The sequence below is a fragment of the Rhodococcus sp. WS3 genome (assembly GCF_003797085.1).
GTDB classification, from domain to species: Bacteria; Actinomycetota; Actinomycetes; order Mycobacteriales; family Mycobacteriaceae; genus Rhodococcus_F; species Rhodococcus_F globerula.
Genome location: NZ_RKMA01000003.1, coordinates 1,045,667 through 1,061,488, shown reverse-complemented (window position 1 = coordinate 1,061,488; position 15,822 = coordinate 1,045,667). Strand labels below are relative to the sequence as shown.

The window sequence follows — 15,822 nt, the reverse complement described above, 5'->3', positions numbered from 1 at the left end:
CGTCGGCTCGACAGGTGCCCAGAACCGATTATCGATCCGGATTATCCCTATGCAGGTCTGCGGGATCCGTCGCCGAGCAACAGTTCAACGGTCAATTCGAGTCGATTGGCGACGTCGGTGGCCGATGATCGGCGTGTGAGCCAAGCCACGAGGTTGGACAGCCACACATCGGAGATGACGCGGGCGATAGCCAACTGTTCGTCGTTCGGTTCCTCTTCGGTCATCGCGCGTGCAAACAATCGGTCCATCAGTTGGCCCACGTGATCGACCTCGGCAGCAGCAGATGCGTCGGCGAACATGAATGCGCGGGTCATTGCTTCGGTGAGCAGTGGATCGCGTTGCATGGCTCGGGTGATCAAACTCAGGATCAGCTGCATGCGCTCGAGCGGGCTTGTTCCGGGCGGAATCTTGCCTCTGGAGTCGATCTTCTCGAACTCACGCGCCAGAGCGGAAACCAGGAGGTGCACCTTCGACGGAAAATATCGGTAGAGCGTTCCGACGGCAACATCCGCACGCTCGGCCACCGCGCGCATCTGAACGGCTTCGTATCCGCCCTTGGACGCCAATGTCAATGTGGCATCGAGAATCCGCTTGCGACGTTCGCGTTGCGCGTTGGAGCTGAGATCGTCCTCTCCGAGCGTCGCGGATGCGACGGCAGTGGAGCGGGATCGAGATGTTGCGGTCATCGACAAATTCCTTCGCGCCTTGACTCATGGCCAGGTGTCATATTAGAACACGTTCTAAACAATTGTGTCACTAATGGAGAGGTGGGAACCAGTTGTGACTATCGCCACGACCGATGAACAACGGGCAGTCCAGGAGTCGATCGAGGCGTGGGCGCGATCAGCAGCGCCGATGGACATGGTACGCCGTGGACCAGCGAATTCGTGGCGCCAGGGTTGGCCGGATTTTGCCTCGTTGGGGCTCTTTTCCGTTGCTGTGCCCGAGTCGGTTGGCGGTTCCGGAGCTGAGATCGTAGATCTGGCGGCGATGCTCGAGCAGGCTGCGATTGAACTCGTTCCGGGTCCTGTTCTCACTACGGCACTGGCCGCGTTGGTGGTCGGCCGCAGTGCAACTCCCGCGGCAAAGCGCTGGTCGGAGGCGCTTGCAGACGGTGCGATTCCCTGCGCCGTCGTATTGGACGAAAGACCAGTTGCCGCAACGGCTACCGAATCCGGCGGGCTCGAACTTCACGGTGACGGAGGTTTCGCGTGGGGCGCAGATGCCGGCGTGTCAGTACTGGTTTCCGCCGACAACGGCAATGGCGTCGTGTGGGTGCTCGTCGACGGTGAATCGAGTGGAGTCACGTATGACGCGCTCGACACGCTCGACAAGTCCCGTCCGTTGGCGAAGGTCTCCTTCGATCGTGTGGTCGTGGATGCTGATCGGATCATCGGCGACATAGCGATGGGATCGGTGGCTGATCTCGCTGCGACGCTCGCGTCGGCAGAGGCTGCCGGAATTGCCGCGTGGAGCCTGCGGACTGCGGTGGAGTACGCAAAGATTCGTGAGCAGTTCGGCAAACCGATCGGTTCCTTTCAAGCGATCAAGCATCTGTGTGCCGAGATGCTGTGCCGGGTTGAAAACGTCGGTGCAGTCGCCTGGGACGCTGCCGTGGCGGCAGAGTCGGGTGACGAACTTCCGATCGCCGCAGCAGTAGCCGCCGCGGTCTCCCTGGACGCGGCAGTCGACACGGCCAAGGACTGCATCCAAGTGCTCGGCGGCATCGGGTTCACCTGGGAGCACGAGGCGCATTTCTACCTTCGTCGCGCCGTGTCGCTGCGCCAGATGATGGGCGGCTCGTCTCGTTGGCGCGCCAGGGTGGCGGAGTTGACGCTCGCGGGATCGCGTCGTCACCTGCAGATCGATCTCAGTGCGTTGGAGTCCGATCGCGCCGAAATTCGCAGTGAAGTAGCACAACTGGTCGCTCTGCCGGAGTCCGAGCAGCGCACTGCCTTGGCTGAATCGGGTTACCTCGCGCCGCATTGGCCGGTGCCGTACGGCAAAGGGGCGAAGGCAGCTCAGCAGATTTTGATCGAGGAAGAGTTGGCCGCGGCAGGCGTCGGCCGACCTGACCTGGTCATCGGATGGTGGGCCGTGCCAACCATTCTCGAGCACGGTAGTGTCGAACAGATCGAACGGTTTGCCGTCCCCACTTTGAAGGGGGACATCACGTGGTGTCAGTTGTTCAGCGAGCCGGGAGCTGGATCCGACCTCGCCGCGCTGCGCACCACTGCCGAGAAGGTAGACGGTGGATGGAAGCTCAACGGGCAGAAGGTGTGGACTTCGCTTGCGCGTGAGGCTGATTGGGCGATCTGTCTGGCGCGTACCGATCGTGGTGTGCCCAAGCACAAGGGCATCACGTACTTTCTGCTCGATATGAGAACGCCGGGGATCAGGATTTCGCCGCTGCGGGAGATCACAGGCGATTCGCTGTTCAACGAGGTGTTCCTCGACGACGTGTTCGTCCCGGACGACTGTGTCGTCGGAGAGCTCGGTGGTGGTTGGAAACTGGCCAGAACCACACTCGCCAACGAGCGGGTCGCGATGAGCGGTGGCTCGTCACTTGGTGGTGCGATGGAGGAATTGCTTGTTCTGGCAGGAAGTCCCGATCCTGTAGTCGCGGACAAGCTGGGCGGTTTGATCGGCACCGCGATGGTGGGATCGCTTTTGGAGTTGCGAACCACATTGCGGCAGTTGGATGGCCAGGATCCAGGACCGGCGTCGAGCGTCCGCAAACTGGTCGGTGTTCGGCAGCGTCAGACCGTCGCGGAATTCGCGATGGAGTTGGGCGGTCCGGCTGGTTGGGTCGAGGGGCCGTTGTCCCGGGAGTTCCTCAATACGCGTTGTCTGTCCATCGCCGGTGGTACGACGCAGATCCTGCTGACCGTCGCGGCTGAGCGAATTCTGGGGCTACCGCGGGAGTAGTAGGTCTACAAATTTGGTCCCGTTGGTGATACAACTAGAACACGTTCTATATCGACGACGGGAATTTGCCAGCGTGGACTTCACCAGAGATGAAACCCAGGATGCGGTAGCCGAGGTGGCTACCGCACTCCTGGCCCGCGAACTACAGCCGGATGCCTTGTGGGCGGCCTTCGCCGAGGCGGATCTGCTCACGTTGGCGCTACCGGAGCGACTCGGAGGGGAGGGTCTGTCCGTCACCGACGTGGGCGCCTTGCTCACCGAAGTCGGCCGAGCGGCAGCGCCGATTCCAGCGCTGGCCACACTCGGATTCGGGGTGCTGCCCATAGTCGCGCTGGGCAGCGACGCACAGCAGGACGAACTTCTGGCCGGTGTTGCCGCGGGACGGGTGTTCACGGCTGCCTTGGCTGAGCCGGGCCGCCAGTTTCCCGAGCAGCCAGCCGTTACGGCAAGGAAGACCGGTGAGAAGACCGGTGATCGGTACCGCGTCAACGGGACTGTGCTCGCGGTCCCCTTCGCTGCGAGTGCGCACCGCGTATTGGTTCCGACAGACGTCGGTGTTGTGTTGATCGACCCGAACTCGGCAGGTGTGACGCTTACACCGACGCCGAGTTCGTCCGGCAGTCCCGAGTTTGCGATCGTTCTCGACGACGCCACAGGTGAGCTGCTGGGCGCCGGTACGGAAGCCCTGCAGACGCTCTATCGCATCGCGTTGGCGAGCATCGGAGCTGTGGTCGACGGATTGGTTTCCGGAGCCGTGGATCTCACTGCTGCCCACATCGGATCCCGCGAGCAATTCGGTAAGCCGCTCGCGACCTTCCAGGCCGTCGCACAACAGATCGCCGACGCCTACGTCACGTCCCGGACACTGCACGTTGTGTCGCTGTCGGCATCGTGGCGCGTGTCGGAAGGGCTTGACGCGCAGTCCGATCTGGATGTGATGGCGTACTGGATAGCTCAGGAAGTTCCTGCGACCATGCAGGTTCTCCATCATCTGCACGGCGGTTTGGGAGTGGATGTCACCTATCCGCTTCATCGCTATTACGGGGCAGCAAAAGACTTGGCGCGCCTGCTCGGTGGCGCTTCGCATCGACTCGACCTCGTGGGGGCCCGGTGTTCATCGATCTGACCGACAGTCAGCGCGCGTTGCAGGCTGAACTTCGTCGTTACTTCTCGACTCTGATCTCGCCAGACGAGGCGAAGATCATGCGTACCGAACGGCACGGACCCACCTACCGCGACGTGATCCGCCGAATGGGCAAGGACGGGTGGCTCGGTGTCGGCTGGCCGGTCGAATACGGCGGGCGAGGCTTCGGCGAGGTGGAGCAGCAGATCTTTGTCAACGAGGCTGTGCGAGCAGATGTTCCACTGCCGTCGGTTACGTTGCAGACGGTCGGACCGACGTTGCAGAAGTACGGTAGCGAGGAGCAGAAGCAGAAGTTTCTTCCCGCCATCCTGGCCGGCGAAGTGCATTTTGCCATCGGATACACCGAACCTGAGGCCGGAACCGACCTTGCGGCTTTGCGTACCGGTGCCGTCCGCGCGGGTGACGAGTACATAGTCAACGGTCAGAAAATCTTCACCACCGGTGGACATGATGCGGACTATGTGTGGCTGGCTGTGCGAACGGGAGCAGCAGACTCGCGGCACCGGGGTATCTCGATCCTGATCATGGACACGAAGGATCCTGGGTACACCTGGACGCCCATCATCACCTGCGACGGCGCCCATCACGTCAATGCCACCTACTACGAGGACGTTCGCGTTCCGGTGAACATGCTTGTGGGCGAGGAGAATCAGGGCTGGCGCCTCATTACCACCCAGCTCAATCACGAGAGAGTCATGCTCGGACCAGCAGGCCGCGTCGGTGGCATCTACGATCATGTCTTCGACTGGGCTCGCCGCGAGAATCTTCTCGATCACACCGACGTGCGACGCACGCTGGGGGAGATCCACGCAACCTACCGACTGAACGAACTCCTCAATTGGCAGGTGGCATCGAGTGATTCGGACTCGGTTGATGTTGCCGACGCCTCCGCGACCAAAGTATTCGCCACCGAGCGTATTCAGCGAGTCGGCCGACTGGCCGAGGAAATTGTCGGTCGATACGGCAACCCTCTCGATCCGGAGACGGCTGATCTCATGGAGTGGTTGGACATGCAGATCAAGCGCAATCTGGTGATTACCTTCGGCGGCGGGGTCAACGAGGTGATGCGTGAACTGATCGCGACCGCCGGCTTGAAGCTGCCAAGAGTTCCGAGATAGGAATTGACTGTGTCAGATCCCATTCTTACTGCTGCAGAGCAGGTTCGCGCCGCCGGACCGAGCGCGCCACGCACCGGCCGAGATCCCGTAAACGTGCCGATGGTCCGCAACTGGGTCGAGGCGATCGGCGACAAGAACCCGATCTATGTCGATGAATCCGCAGCACTCGCCGCCGGGCATGGCGGGCTGGTCGCTCCGCCGGCCATGGCGCAGGTGTGGACGATGCGAGGACTGGGCGCTGTACGCGAATCCGATGATCCACTCGGCCGTATGACGGAGATCCTCGACGAAGCCGGCTACACGTCGGTCGTTGCAACCAACTGCGATCAGACCTACCACCGCTACTTGCGACCGGGTGAGGACGTGACGATCTCGTCTGTCTTGGAAGACGTTGTGGGGCCCAAGAAGACGGGCCTCGGTGAGGGCTGGTTCTTCACAACTCGAAGCCTGTGGCACGTCGGTGACGAATTGGTGTCCGAGATGATGTTCCGGATCCTGAAGTTTGCTCCGGCGGCCGGTGAGACGGTTCCATCGGATGTGCCCGAAGATCTGGATTCTTCTCGAATGCTGCGCCCCACGCCGTCTCTGGACACACAGTTCTTCTGGGACGGAGTTGCCGCGCACGAGCTTCGGATTCAACTGCGCCCTGACGGTAGCGTTCAGCATCCACCGGTGCCCGCGATCTGGAAGGACAAGTCGGCGCAGACCGACTACCTCGTGGCTTCCGGGCGGGGAACCGTATTCAGCTTTGTCGTCCATCATGCGCCCGCAGTGCCCGGTCGCTCACTGCCGTTTGTGGTTGCACTCGTCGAACTACCGGAAGGCGTGCGTATGCTCGGCGAACTTCGAGGTGTCGCACCTGTCGATGTCTCGATCGGGATGTCCGTCGAAGCAACGTATCTCGATTTTCCGGGAGATGAAGAGACTGGCGGAACTCCGTGGACTCTGTATGCGTGGGTACCGGTTTCGCGGCAGGAGGAAGCTCGATGACTTCGGTTTCGGACATCACTGTGGGAGAGCAGCTTCCGGCGTTGGAGATCTACGGCGACCCGACGTTTGTCGTGTCCGCCGCTTTGGCAACGCGCGATTTCCAAGACGTGCATCACGATCGCGACCTGGCGCAACAGCGCGGCTCGAAGGACATCTTTGTCAATATCCTCACCGACACCGGGTTGGTGCAGCGATTTGTCACTGATTGGGCGGGGCCCCGTGCCGTCATCACCTCGATCAAGCTCCGCCTCGGGGTGCCGTGGTACGCGTACGACACTTTGTCGCTCAGCGGAACCGTCACCAGCTTCGACGAGGCGCTGGTGACGGTTGCCGTGGTGGGCAAGAACAGTCTGGGTGATCACATCACCGCCCAGGTCATGCTGACATTTACCCCGCTGACTTCCACGACGGCCGGAGATATCGAATGAGTGCATTGTCGGGGAAAGCCGCAATCGTCGGTATCGGCGCGACGGATTTTTCGAAGGACTCCGGCCGAAGTGAACTTCGCCTGGCGGCGGAGGCCGTCCAAGCAGCTTTGGACGACGCGGGCCTGACCCCTGCCGACGTCGACGGGCTCACCTCGTTCACGATGGATACCAATACCGAAGTAGCCGTGGCACGTTCGGTCGGAATCCCGAACCTGAAGTTCTTCAGTCGCATCCACTACGGCGGCGGGGCTGCTGCGGCTACGATCCAGCAGGCTGCAATGGCTGTCGCGACCGGAGTCGCTGACGTCGTTGTTGCCTACCGTGCTTTCAACGAACGCTCCGGTGCCCGGTTCGGCCAGGTGAACTCCGGTCTTGTGGCACAGGTCAATTCATCGGGAACGGACAACGCCTTCTCGTACCCGCACGGATTGGGAACTCCCGCTTCGTTTGTCGCGATGGTGGCGCAGCGGTACATGCACGTCTACGGTGCGTCGAGTGAGGACTTCGGCCGCGTTGCCGTTGCTGATCGCAGGCATGCTGCCACAAACCCGAAGGCCTTCTTCTACGGAAAGCCGATCACACTCGAGGACCACCAGAATTCCCGGTTCATTGCCGAACCGCTACATCTACTGGACTGCTGTCAGGAATCCGACGGCGGTGTTGCCATCGTGGTCACCTCAGCCGAACGGGCCAAAGATCTCAAGAACACCCCGGCCGTCATCGCGGCCGCAGCTCAGGGCAGCGGGGCCGATCAGTACATCATGACCAGCTATTACCGTGACGGTCTGACCGGACTGCCGGAAATGGGGCTTGTGGGTGATCAACTCTGGGCGCAGAGCGGTTTGCGGCCGGCGGATATGCAGACCGCGGTTCTGTACGACCACTTCACGCCCTATGTGCTGATGCAACTCGAAGAACTCGGCTTCTGCGGTAGGGGAGAAGCCAAGGACTTCATCGCCGGTGGCGCGATCGAACTCGGTGGGAAGCTTCCGATCAACACTCATGGCGGTCAACTGGGCGAGGCATACATTCACGGGATGAACGGCATAGCCGAGGGTGTCCGTCAGATCCGCGGGACTTCCGTGAACCAGGTCGACGCTGCCCAGAACGTATTGGTCACTGCCGGTACCGGCGTGCCGACGTCGGGACTGGTTCTCACTCGGTAGGCATAGTCTCTCTGCTGTGTCGTTGTCCATCGGGACAGGTGACCCGATCCGGTTGTGGTGCGATACTCGGAACATGTTCGAGAATGCCTTGCTGATCGACGCGGCGGGTCGGCAGACCCAGCGGCACCACCAGGCCTTTTCTCAGGACTGGGACCGCATCAAGGAGTGGTCCGACAACGTCTACATGCCGTATACGGTCACGCCCATCGGTAGTCGATTGCGTCCGGCGTCAGACATGTATTCGGCTACCGTCGGTCGGATCGACGTCACCCGGTTCTGCTACGGCATTCCGGTCACGGTGGGTGAGTGTTCGCCCGAAGCTGGGAACATTCTGGTTCTGACGACGATTCGCGGGAACGGGCGGCATGCCCTTGGTGGGGGTTCGTCCGTGAATACCGCTGTCGGAGAAACGTTTGTGGCGGACTGCAGTCGGACGGACTACTTCGTGGAGTTCGACGAGGATCATCTGCAGTTGAATCTGACTGTGCCGCATCAGCTTGTCGCCGATCACGCCCAACAGTGGTACGGCCGGGCGCCGGATGATCGTCTGTGGCAACACAAGTGCTCGATCGGTGGGCGCGGATCGAGCTGGCTGGCACTGATGGATTACGTGGTGCGGGCGGTCGCAGAGTCGCCCGAAGCCTTGTCGCGCGAGCGGTTGGGGGCGCGGGTGCAGGAACTGATCACTGCGCAACTGCTCGAGGAGTGGGCGGCGCAGGCCGGTATCGCACTCGGTGCGGGTATCGATTCTGCGGAGCCCGTGTATGTACGAGCGGCGGAGGAGTACATCGACACTTTCGCTCGTTCGGTTCCGACTGCCTCGGAGATCGCGGCTGCGGTCGGAGTCAGCGTTCGGGCACTCACCGCGGGCTTTCGCCGATACCGTGACACAACACCCGGCCAGTTGTTGCGAGAGCGTCGGCTTACCGGAGTGCGAAGTGAACTCCTGTTTTCGGACGGAAGAACAATTTCCGATATCGCCAACGCCTGGGGGTACGTCAACCTGGGCATTTTTGCTGCCGGATACCGGAAGCGATTTGGGGAATTGCCGTCGCAGACCAGGTCGCGAGTCTGAACGTGTGGTCTTGGGGAAGCCGTGACACCCCGTTTGCCTCTCCGAGGATCTAGGTCGATCCGTTGTTTCTTGTCGGAGCCTTCTGCAAGGATTGACGGTGAGAGTGACAGCAGGCCCGGAACATCAATCAGACCTCGCATTAGGAGCTCAGTCATGGCATCTCGACTCAATCCGTACATCAGTTTCAACGGCGACGCCCGTGAAGCGATGGAGTTCTACAAGAGCGTTTTCGGTGGCACGCTCGCGCTGAACACCTTCGGCGAATTCGGCCAAGAGGGCGCCGGCTCGGACAAGATCATGCACGCAATGCTCGAAACCGACGAGGGCTACACCGTGATGGGCTCGGATACTCCTCCCGGCATGCCGTACAACCCGGGTGACAACATCACGGTCAGCCTCAGCGGCGACAACGGCGATGTACTGCGCGGCTACTGGGAGAAGCTGTCTTCCAGCGGAAACGTGTCGATGCCGCTCGAAAAGCAGATGTGGGGCGACGAGTTCGGAGCCTGCGTCGACAAGTTCGGAATTAACTGGGTCGTCAATATCGGCACTCCGCAGAGCTGAGTGATCCGGTCCGGTTCTGCCGAAATCAGACGGAACTTCTGCCGTTTCGAGGCAGAGCCGGGCATGTGATCGTCGTTACATTCTCTCTGACAGAAGAGTTTTCAGTCGGATGGAGAAGTGTGATGACGATCGAAGATGTTGCAGGAAAGGCTTTTTCGAAGGAGCGTTTCGACGGTCTGTTGGCAGATGCCGTGCGCGGACCCGCTGGCGTCCCCGGTGTAGTTGCCATGATCACCGATCGTGACGGCAACGTCTACGAGGGTTCCGCAGGCGAGCGCGCTGCAGGCTTCGGAGACCCGATGTCCACGGATTCGGTCTTCGCCCTGTTCTCGACAACCAAGGCCATCACCGGAACTGCGGTACTGCAGTGCGTCGAGGAAGGTTTGCTCGATCTCGACGCGCCGGCGGCCATGTACGTTCCGGATATCGGTGAGCTGAAGGTTCTCGACGGATTCGGCGATCAGGGTGAGCCGATTTTGCGGGAACCGAAGCGAGAGATCACAACTCGCATGTTGATGCTTCACACAGCCGGATTCGGCTACGACTTCTTCAACGAGTCGTACAACCGCCTCTCGCAGGACCATGGTCAGCCCAGCGTGATCACCTGCACCAAAGCTGCGCTCACCACTCCGCTGCTGTTTGATCCGGGCGAGAAGTGGGAGTACGGAACCAACATGGACTGGGCCGGTCAGGTCGTGGAATCCATTCGTGGACAACGACTCGGCGACGTCATGCGAGAGCGGATCTTCGAACCGTTGGAGATGGCGGACACCGCATTTTCGATGACTCCGTCGATGAAGGACCGCCTTGCAACCATTCATCAGCGAGAATCCGACGGAACGCTCACTCCGCTCGTAGGATTCGAACTGCCCGCAGAGCCCGAGGTACACATGGGTGGACACGGGTTGCACGGCACCGTCGGTGACTACATGAAGTTCATCCGGATGTGGCTGAACGACGGTGCCGGCAATCAGGGGCGGGTGTTGTCGCAGGAAACGGTGGCAGCAGCAACCAAGAACGGCCTCGAAGGCCAACATGTCGGTCTTCTGCCTGGCGTCATCCCGACATTGTCCAACGACGCCGAGTTCTTCCCCGGAGTGCCCAAAGGATGGGCGTACTCGTTCATGACAAACGAGGAAGTGGCTCCCACCGGGCGACCAGCGGGTTCACTTGCCTGGGCGGGACTGGCCAACCTCTACTACTGGATTGATCGGCAGAGCGGCGTTGGTGGATTCTGGGCCACGCAGATCCTGCCGTTTGCAGATGCGGGTTCGGTTGGCGGGTACTTGGATTTCGAGTCGGCCGTGTATCGCTGACGGCAGAGCTCCCGCTGTTCGGGATCGGAGACGGGAACGCTTGGAGTTCGGAGTACTCATGCAGTAAGCGAATGTGTACAACGAACTAGGAGATGGCATGAACAGCCTCGAGGGTAGTTTCGAAGGCAAGGTTGCACTGATCACCGGTGCCGCTCGCGGGCAGGGACGAGCTCACGCAGTTGCGTTTGCCGAGCGCGGCGCCGACATCGTGATCTGCGATCGCTGCGAGAACAGTGACGCCGTCGCCTACCCTCTTGCGACCGAAGCTGATCTCGCCGAAACAGTGCGTCTCGTCGAGGCCACGGGGCGTCGTTGCATCGCGGTCAAGGCAGATACCGCCGACCGTGAGGCAATGGACGCCCTGGTGGCCCGCGCGGAAGCCGAGTTCGGCAAGGTCGATATCGCTGTCGCCAATGCCGGTGTATCCGTTCCAGCCCCCATTACGTCGATGACGTCGGCGCAGTGGAACGAAGTCATTTCCTCGAACCTCACGGGTGTTTTCAACACCGTCGCCGCCGTGTCCGGCGGAATGGCAAAGCGTGGTTACGGCCGTATCATCACGATCTCCTCGATGATGGGTCGATCCGGTGGCACTCAGATGGCCGCATACGGCGCCTCCAAGTGGGGTGTCATCGGACTGACCAAGAGCGTGTCCCTCGAGCTCGCGAATTCCGGCGTCACAGTCAATGCGATTGCGCCGGGCAATATTTCGACGCCGATGATCCACAACGACATGATGTACCACATGATGCGTCCGGATCTCGAAGAACCGACCATGGCTGACGTCGAACCGGTATTCGCGACATTGCACGCGCAGCCCGTGGGGTGGCTTGATCCGTTCGAGATTACGCGCGTCATTCTGTTCCTCGCGGCTGATGCCAGTGCCCACATGAGTGGCATCGTTGTTCCTGTCGACGCCGGAGTCGCTGCTCGTTCGAACGCTTGACCACAGTGTCGTCCCGCCGACATGTGCGGGCGTCGTGGGTTGTCGGAGTCTTGAGTCTGAGCGGTGTGGTGGTCGCACTGCAACAGACTTTGGTTGTTCCGCTTCTCCCTGAGTTCGCGACGGCATTGGGAGTCTCCAACTCGACTGCGTCGTGGTTGGTGACATCAACTTTGTTGACCGGTGCCGTCGCAACTCCACTTATCGGCCGGCTTGCCGATATGTACGGCAAGCGGGCCATGATGTTGCTGTGTCTCGGCGTCATGGTCGTGGGCTGCTTGATTGCCGCGACCAGTCAGAGCTTCCTCGTTCTTGTACTCGGTCGATCGATGCAAGGATTTGCCTCGGCGTTGTTGCCCGTGGGAATCAGCATCATGCGCGACGCACTGCCGCCCGAAAAGCTCAGTGGTGCAGTTGCTCTCATGAGTGCGACCGTGGGTATCGGCGGAATGGTCGGCATGCCGATGGCAGGGGTGCTCTCGGCGCATTGGGGCCTGTCCTCGCTCTTCTGGGTGACCGGTGCCGTCGGAATTGCTGTCGCAGTTGTACTGCCTTTTGTCGTACCGGAATCGGCGGTGAAAAGCCGCGGACGCTTCGACTTCCTTGGCGCAATAGTCTTCACGGCGGCTATGACCAGCCTGCTTCTTGCCATCTCCAAGGGCACGGAATGGGGTTGGGGAAGCCCGGTCATTCTCGTGCTCATTGCGGCGGGAATTGTGTTGCTGAGTTCGTGGGTACCGTGGGAACTGCGCGCGTCGGCGCCGCTCGTGGATCTACGAACATCGGTCCGCGCCCCGATCCTGGTATCGAATATCTGCGCGCTGCTGCTCGGATTTGCCATGTTCATCAGTTCCCTGGCTGCTACGCAGGAACTGCAGCTCCCCGCGGAATCCGGATTCGGACTCGGGCTGTCTGCGTCAGCAGCGGGACTGGCAATGTCGCCGGGTGGGCTCTTGATGGTCCTCCTCGCGACGGTTTCACCTAAGGTCACTCGCCGCTGGGGGGCCAAGACAACATTGGCGACCGGTGCCATCGTCATCGCTTTCGGCTATGCCCTGCGTGTATTCCTCGCTCCGACGCTGTTCACCATCATTCTCGGCACAGCGATTGTGTCTGCAGGCGTCGCATTTGCCTTGGCGGCGATGCCCACGTTGATCACCGAGTCGGCTCCGCTCGACCAGACTGCTTCCGCGAACAGCGTCAACAGCCTGCTCCGTTCCGTGGGTACTTCGACCGGAAGTGCAGTCGCTGCTGCGGTGTTGGCTAGCTCGACCGTGTTGATCGGCACTGCGGTTGTGCCGACGCTGCATTCGTTCGAGGTTCTCTACTCGATCGGTGCGGGAGCTGCGCTCCTTGCTGCGGTAGTGACAGTCGCGGTTCGTGTCGAACGGAAAGGCGATGTTCAGCGGGATCGCTCCGCAGAGAACGTTCAGTCCGGAGAAGCTGTCCGCGAGTAATTCCGTAGAAATCTGTCGGGGCTCTGCGTCACACTGGGGTCTCGGGTTGGATTCGTGCTGACGCGGGAGGACGCATGACCGGAGCGATTGTGGCCGAGGGACTGGTCAAGAAGTACGGCGAGCTGACGGCGTTGGGCGGCGTAGATCTGGAAGTGCGCGAAGGCTCGGTGATGGCACTTCTTGGACCCAATGGCGCGGGAAAGACTACAGCGGTTCGCATATTCACCACGCTGCTCACTCCTGACGCCGGCCGCGCCGAAGTCGCCGGGCTGGACGTCGTCCAGGATGCGCGGGCACTGCGATCCAAGATCGGGGCGTCAGGTCAGTACGCCGCAGTCGACGAATACCTCACCGGGTACGAGAACCTCGAGATGGTCGGACGGCTGTATCACCTGGGAGCAAAGAAGAGTAAGGCGAGGGCGCGCGAGCTACTTGACCAGTTCGACCTGGTCGAAGCCGGTGATCGCCCGGTCAAGGGCTATTCGGGCGGTATGCGCCGACGCCTCGACCTGGCCGGTGCCTTGGTGGCCCGGCCGCAGGTTCTTTTTCTCGACGAACCGACAACAGGACTCGATCCGCGAGCGAGGCTTGGCCTCTGGGATGTCATCGAAGGACTGGTGGCACAAGGCACGACACTGCTGCTCACGACGCAATACATGGAGGAAGCCGAAAGGTTGGCCGACCAGATTGCGGTGATCGACCGCGGTGTGGTGATCGCGCGTGGAACGTCCGATCAACTCAAGGCACGGGTTGGTGGCGAACGTATCGAACTGAGCGTGCACGAGAACGAACATCTCGACATCGTCCGGGAGGAATTGAGGGCACTGGCCGTCGGGGAGATCCAGATTCAGGAGAACGTCCGACGCATCACCGTGCCGGTCGACGACGGAACCGATGCATTGGTCACGGCCCTCAATCTGCTGTCGGCTCGCGGAATCAAAGTATTCGATGTCGGGTTGCGTCGGCCGACACTCGACGACGTTTTCCTCACGCTGACCGGGCACCAGGCTGAATTGGAGGACCAGAAATGACGGTGCAGATGGCACTCGAAGACGGCCTGACCATTGCCAAACGAAACCTGATCAAGATCAAGCGGGTTCCCGACCTTCTGGTGTTCACGACACTCTCGCCGATCATGTTCGTGTTGTTGTTCGCGTACGTGTTCGGCAGTGCGATCTCCGTTCCGGGGACGTCGTACCGCGAGTTTCTGATCGCCGGAATCTTCACGCAGACAGTTATATTCGGTTCCACCTGGACTGGTCTGGGTATGGTCGAGGATCTGCAGAAGGGGATCATCGACCGCTTCCGTTCCCTGCCCATGGCTCCTTCAGCGGTGCTGATCGGCCGCACGTCCAGCGATGTCCTGATCAACGTGATCAGCCTGGTGGTCATGTCGATCACCGGTCTGCTCGTGGGGTGGCGCATTCACTCCAGTTTCTTCGAAGCGCTGGCCGGATACCTACTTCTCTTGTTGTTCGCGTACGCGTTGTCCTGGGTCATGGCAGTGGTCGGCCTGTGGATCAGGACGCCGGAAGTGTTCAACAACGCCAGCTTCGTCGTCATTTTCCCGCTCTCCTTCATCGCGAATACATTTGTCGAAACCACCAACCTGCCAGGGCCTTTGAAGGTGATCGCGGAGTGGAATCCGGTGTCGGCCGTGACTCAGGCGGTGCGCGAGCTTTTTGGCAACACCAACCCCGCAATGACGGTTCCCGATGCATGGCCACTGCAGAATCCGATTCTCGCGTCGCTGTTGTGGACGGCCGGCTTGCTGATTGTCTTCGTGCCGTTTGCAATCCGTCGATATCAGAAAGCCGTCAGTAGGTGACTCGTGCTGCGGGTTTGGTGCCGGTCACCACTGTCGACGAGGTGGCATCGTGTGCGGAAATTTTCACGAGAAGTCCTCCGTGAGTGAATGATTCCACGGTGCGGTCCACCTGTTCGTTGCTTGTTTCGACAAGCAGGTGCCCGCCGGGTTTGAGCCACGTCGCTGCCTCGTCGGCAATCCTTCGTTGGATATCGAGTCCGTCGACACCGCCGTCGAGGGAGACACGGGGTTCGTGGAGTCGCGCTTCGGGTGGCATGAGACGGATCGAATCGGTGGGGACATACGGGGCGTTTGCCGCTATGACGTCGATCCGTCCGCGGAGTTGGGTGGGCAGCGGATCGTAGAGATCGCCAGCGAGAACCTGGCCAGGCGCGGCGATGTTGCGCCGTGCGCAATGAACCGCAGCGGGTTCGATGTCGATGGCGTACAACTCGATCGCCGGGACGTTCGCCTGCAGGACCGCCCCGACTGCACCCGAGCCGCAACAGAGATCCACGGCAACACCGCCAGGGGCAGTCAACGAACATGCCTGCCTGGCCAAGAACTCAGTGCGTCGGCGTGGCACGAATACCCCGGGTTCCAGCACTATTCGCAAGCCGCAGAATCCTGCCCAGCCGACAATGATCTCGAGTGGTTCGCCGGCCACCCGCCGAGCGATCATGACGTCAAGCTCGGCGGGGGATTGTGCGGCATTCAGTAGAATTCGCGCTTCGTCCTCGGCAAATACACATCCTGCGCGGCGCAGGACGTCGGTGGTGGATTTTTGCCGAGGACGAGAGTGCATCGGTGCGGACATAGGAGAGTGCCTTTCGGGAATTACCGTATGGGCGCTCTCGACCGCTACCGGAAGCTGAACGGAGGAGGC

The 15,822-nt window shown here is 61.0% G+C and carries 15 protein-coding genes; 13 read left to right on the top strand and 2 right to left on the bottom strand.

Features of this window, described 5'->3' with window-relative positions; genetic code table 11:
• Positions 1-47: 47 nt before the first annotated feature.
• Entirely contained in the window at positions 48-686 is a 639-nt protein-coding gene (gene kstR, locus EEB13_RS26140; RefSeq protein WP_033232537.1) for a cholesterol catabolism transcriptional regulator KstR, read from the bottom strand.
• Between the two features lie 94 nt (positions 687-780).
• Here kstR and EEB13_RS26135 point away from each other — a divergent pair, with 94 nt between their 5' ends.
• The 13 genes from EEB13_RS26135 to EEB13_RS26075 all read left to right on the top strand — a co-directional run bounded on the left by EEB13_RS26135 (position 781) and on the right by EEB13_RS26075 (position 14,957).
• Entirely contained in the window at positions 781-2,928 is a 2,148-nt protein-coding gene (locus EEB13_RS26135) for an acyl-CoA dehydrogenase (protein WP_141486561.1), read from the top strand.
• Between the two features lie 73 nt (positions 2,929-3,001).
• Positions 3,002-4,054, top strand: a complete 1,053-nt coding sequence (locus EEB13_RS26130; RefSeq protein WP_045068413.1) for an acyl-CoA dehydrogenase family protein — start codon at positions 3,002-3,004, stop codon at positions 4,052-4,054.
• Positions 4,039-5,190, top strand: a complete 1,152-nt coding sequence (locus tag EEB13_RS26125) for an acyl-CoA dehydrogenase family protein (RefSeq protein ID WP_045068414.1) — start codon at positions 4,039-4,041, stop codon at positions 5,188-5,190. The genes EEB13_RS26130 and EEB13_RS26125 overlap by 16 nt, the downstream gene beginning before the upstream one ends.
• A gap of 9 nt (positions 5,191-5,199) precedes the next feature.
• On the top strand, positions 5,200-6,180 hold the full coding sequence (locus tag EEB13_RS26120; RefSeq protein ID WP_095888178.1) for a bifunctional MaoC family dehydratase N-terminal/OB-fold nucleic acid binding domain-containing protein: 981 nt from the start codon (positions 5,200-5,202) through the stop codon (positions 6,178-6,180).
• Positions 6,177-6,608 (top strand): MaoC family dehydratase, encoded by a 432-nt coding sequence (locus EEB13_RS26115; protein ID WP_045068418.1) that lies wholly within the window; start codon positions 6,177-6,179, stop codon positions 6,606-6,608. The genes EEB13_RS26120 and EEB13_RS26115 overlap by 4 nt, the downstream gene beginning before the upstream one ends.
• Positions 6,605-7,774 carry a lipid-transfer protein gene (locus EEB13_RS26110; protein ID WP_045068420.1) on the top strand — a complete coding sequence of 390 codons (1,170 nt, stop codon included), beginning with the start codon at positions 6,605-6,607 and terminating at the stop codon, positions 7,772-7,774. Before EEB13_RS26115 ends, EEB13_RS26110 begins: the two co-directional genes overlap by 4 nt.
• A 73-nt stretch (positions 7,775-7,847) precedes the next feature.
• Positions 7,848-8,849 (top strand): AraC family transcriptional regulator, encoded by a 1,002-nt coding sequence (locus tag EEB13_RS26105; RefSeq protein ID WP_116104115.1) that lies wholly within the window; start codon positions 7,848-7,850, stop codon positions 8,847-8,849.
• 153 nt (positions 8,850-9,002) lie between these two features.
• A complete protein-coding gene (locus EEB13_RS26100; protein WP_033232525.1) occupies positions 9,003-9,413 on the top strand; it encodes a VOC family protein in 411 nt (136 codons plus the stop codon).
• A gap of 122 nt (positions 9,414-9,535) precedes the next feature.
• The gene (locus tag EEB13_RS26095) at positions 9,536-10,729 is read left to right on the top strand and encodes a serine hydrolase domain-containing protein (protein ID WP_051730367.1); all 1,194 of its coding nucleotides are present in this window, start codon (positions 9,536-9,538) and stop codon (positions 10,727-10,729) included.
• Between the two features lie 97 nt (positions 10,730-10,826).
• A complete protein-coding gene (locus EEB13_RS26090) occupies positions 10,827-11,675 on the top strand; it encodes a mycofactocin-coupled SDR family oxidoreductase (RefSeq protein ID WP_033232524.1) in 849 nt (282 codons plus the stop codon).
• A 5-nt stretch (positions 11,676-11,680) separates the two neighbouring features.
• Positions 11,681-13,129, top strand: a complete 1,449-nt coding sequence (locus EEB13_RS26085; RefSeq protein WP_230590049.1) for an MFS transporter — start codon at positions 11,681-11,683, stop codon at positions 13,127-13,129.
• 74 nt (positions 13,130-13,203) lie between these two features.
• Complete coding sequence (locus tag EEB13_RS26080) at positions 13,204-14,160, top strand: daunorubicin resistance protein DrrA family ABC transporter ATP-binding protein (RefSeq protein WP_033232523.1); 957 nt, start codon at positions 13,204-13,206, stop codon at positions 14,158-14,160.
• Positions 14,157-14,957, top strand: coding sequence for an ABC transporter permease (locus tag EEB13_RS26075; RefSeq protein WP_033232521.1), 801 nt, complete (start codon positions 14,157-14,159; stop codon positions 14,955-14,957). Before EEB13_RS26080 ends, EEB13_RS26075 begins: the two co-directional genes overlap by 4 nt.
• On the opposite strand, the gene EEB13_RS26070 is transcribed toward EEB13_RS26075, so the two are convergent.
• Positions 14,947-15,753 (bottom strand): putative protein N(5)-glutamine methyltransferase, encoded by an 807-nt coding sequence (locus EEB13_RS26070; protein WP_033232519.1) that lies wholly within the window; start codon positions 15,751-15,753, stop codon positions 14,947-14,949. The genes EEB13_RS26075 and EEB13_RS26070 overlap by 11 nt on opposite strands.
• Between the last annotated feature and the right edge of the window lie 69 nt (positions 15,754-15,822).

Excerpts from the sequence above, each read along its gene's own strand:
- kstR (WP_033232537.1), bottom strand. The coding sequence starts at position 686 with ATGACCGCAACATCTCGATCCCGCTCCACTGCCGTCGCATCCGCGACG.
- EEB13_RS26115 (WP_045068418.1), top strand. The coding sequence starts at position 6,177 with ATGACTTCGGTTTCGGACATCACTGTGGGAGAGCAGCTTCCGGCGTTG.
- EEB13_RS26110 (WP_045068420.1), top strand. The coding sequence starts at position 6,605 with ATGAGTGCATTGTCGGGGAAAGCCGCAATCGTCGGTATCGGCGCGACG.
- EEB13_RS26105 (WP_116104115.1), top strand. The coding sequence starts at position 7,848 with ATGTTCGAGAATGCCTTGCTGATCGACGCGGCGGGTCGGCAGACCCAG.
- EEB13_RS26100 (WP_033232525.1), top strand. The coding sequence starts at position 9,003 with ATGGCATCTCGACTCAATCCGTACATCAGTTTCAACGGCGACGCCCGT.
- EEB13_RS26095 (WP_051730367.1), top strand. The coding sequence starts at position 9,536 with ATGACGATCGAAGATGTTGCAGGAAAGGCTTTTTCGAAGGAGCGTTTC.
- EEB13_RS26090 (WP_033232524.1), top strand. The coding sequence starts at position 10,827 with ATGAACAGCCTCGAGGGTAGTTTCGAAGGCAAGGTTGCACTGATCACC.
- EEB13_RS26080 (WP_033232523.1), top strand. The coding sequence starts at position 13,204 with ATGACCGGAGCGATTGTGGCCGAGGGACTGGTCAAGAAGTACGGCGAG.
- EEB13_RS26075 (WP_033232521.1), top strand. The coding sequence starts at position 14,157 with ATGACGGTGCAGATGGCACTCGAAGACGGCCTGACCATTGCCAAACGA.
- EEB13_RS26070 (WP_033232519.1), bottom strand. The coding sequence starts at position 15,753 with ATGTCCGCACCGATGCACTCTCGTCCTCGGCAAAAATCCACCACCGAC.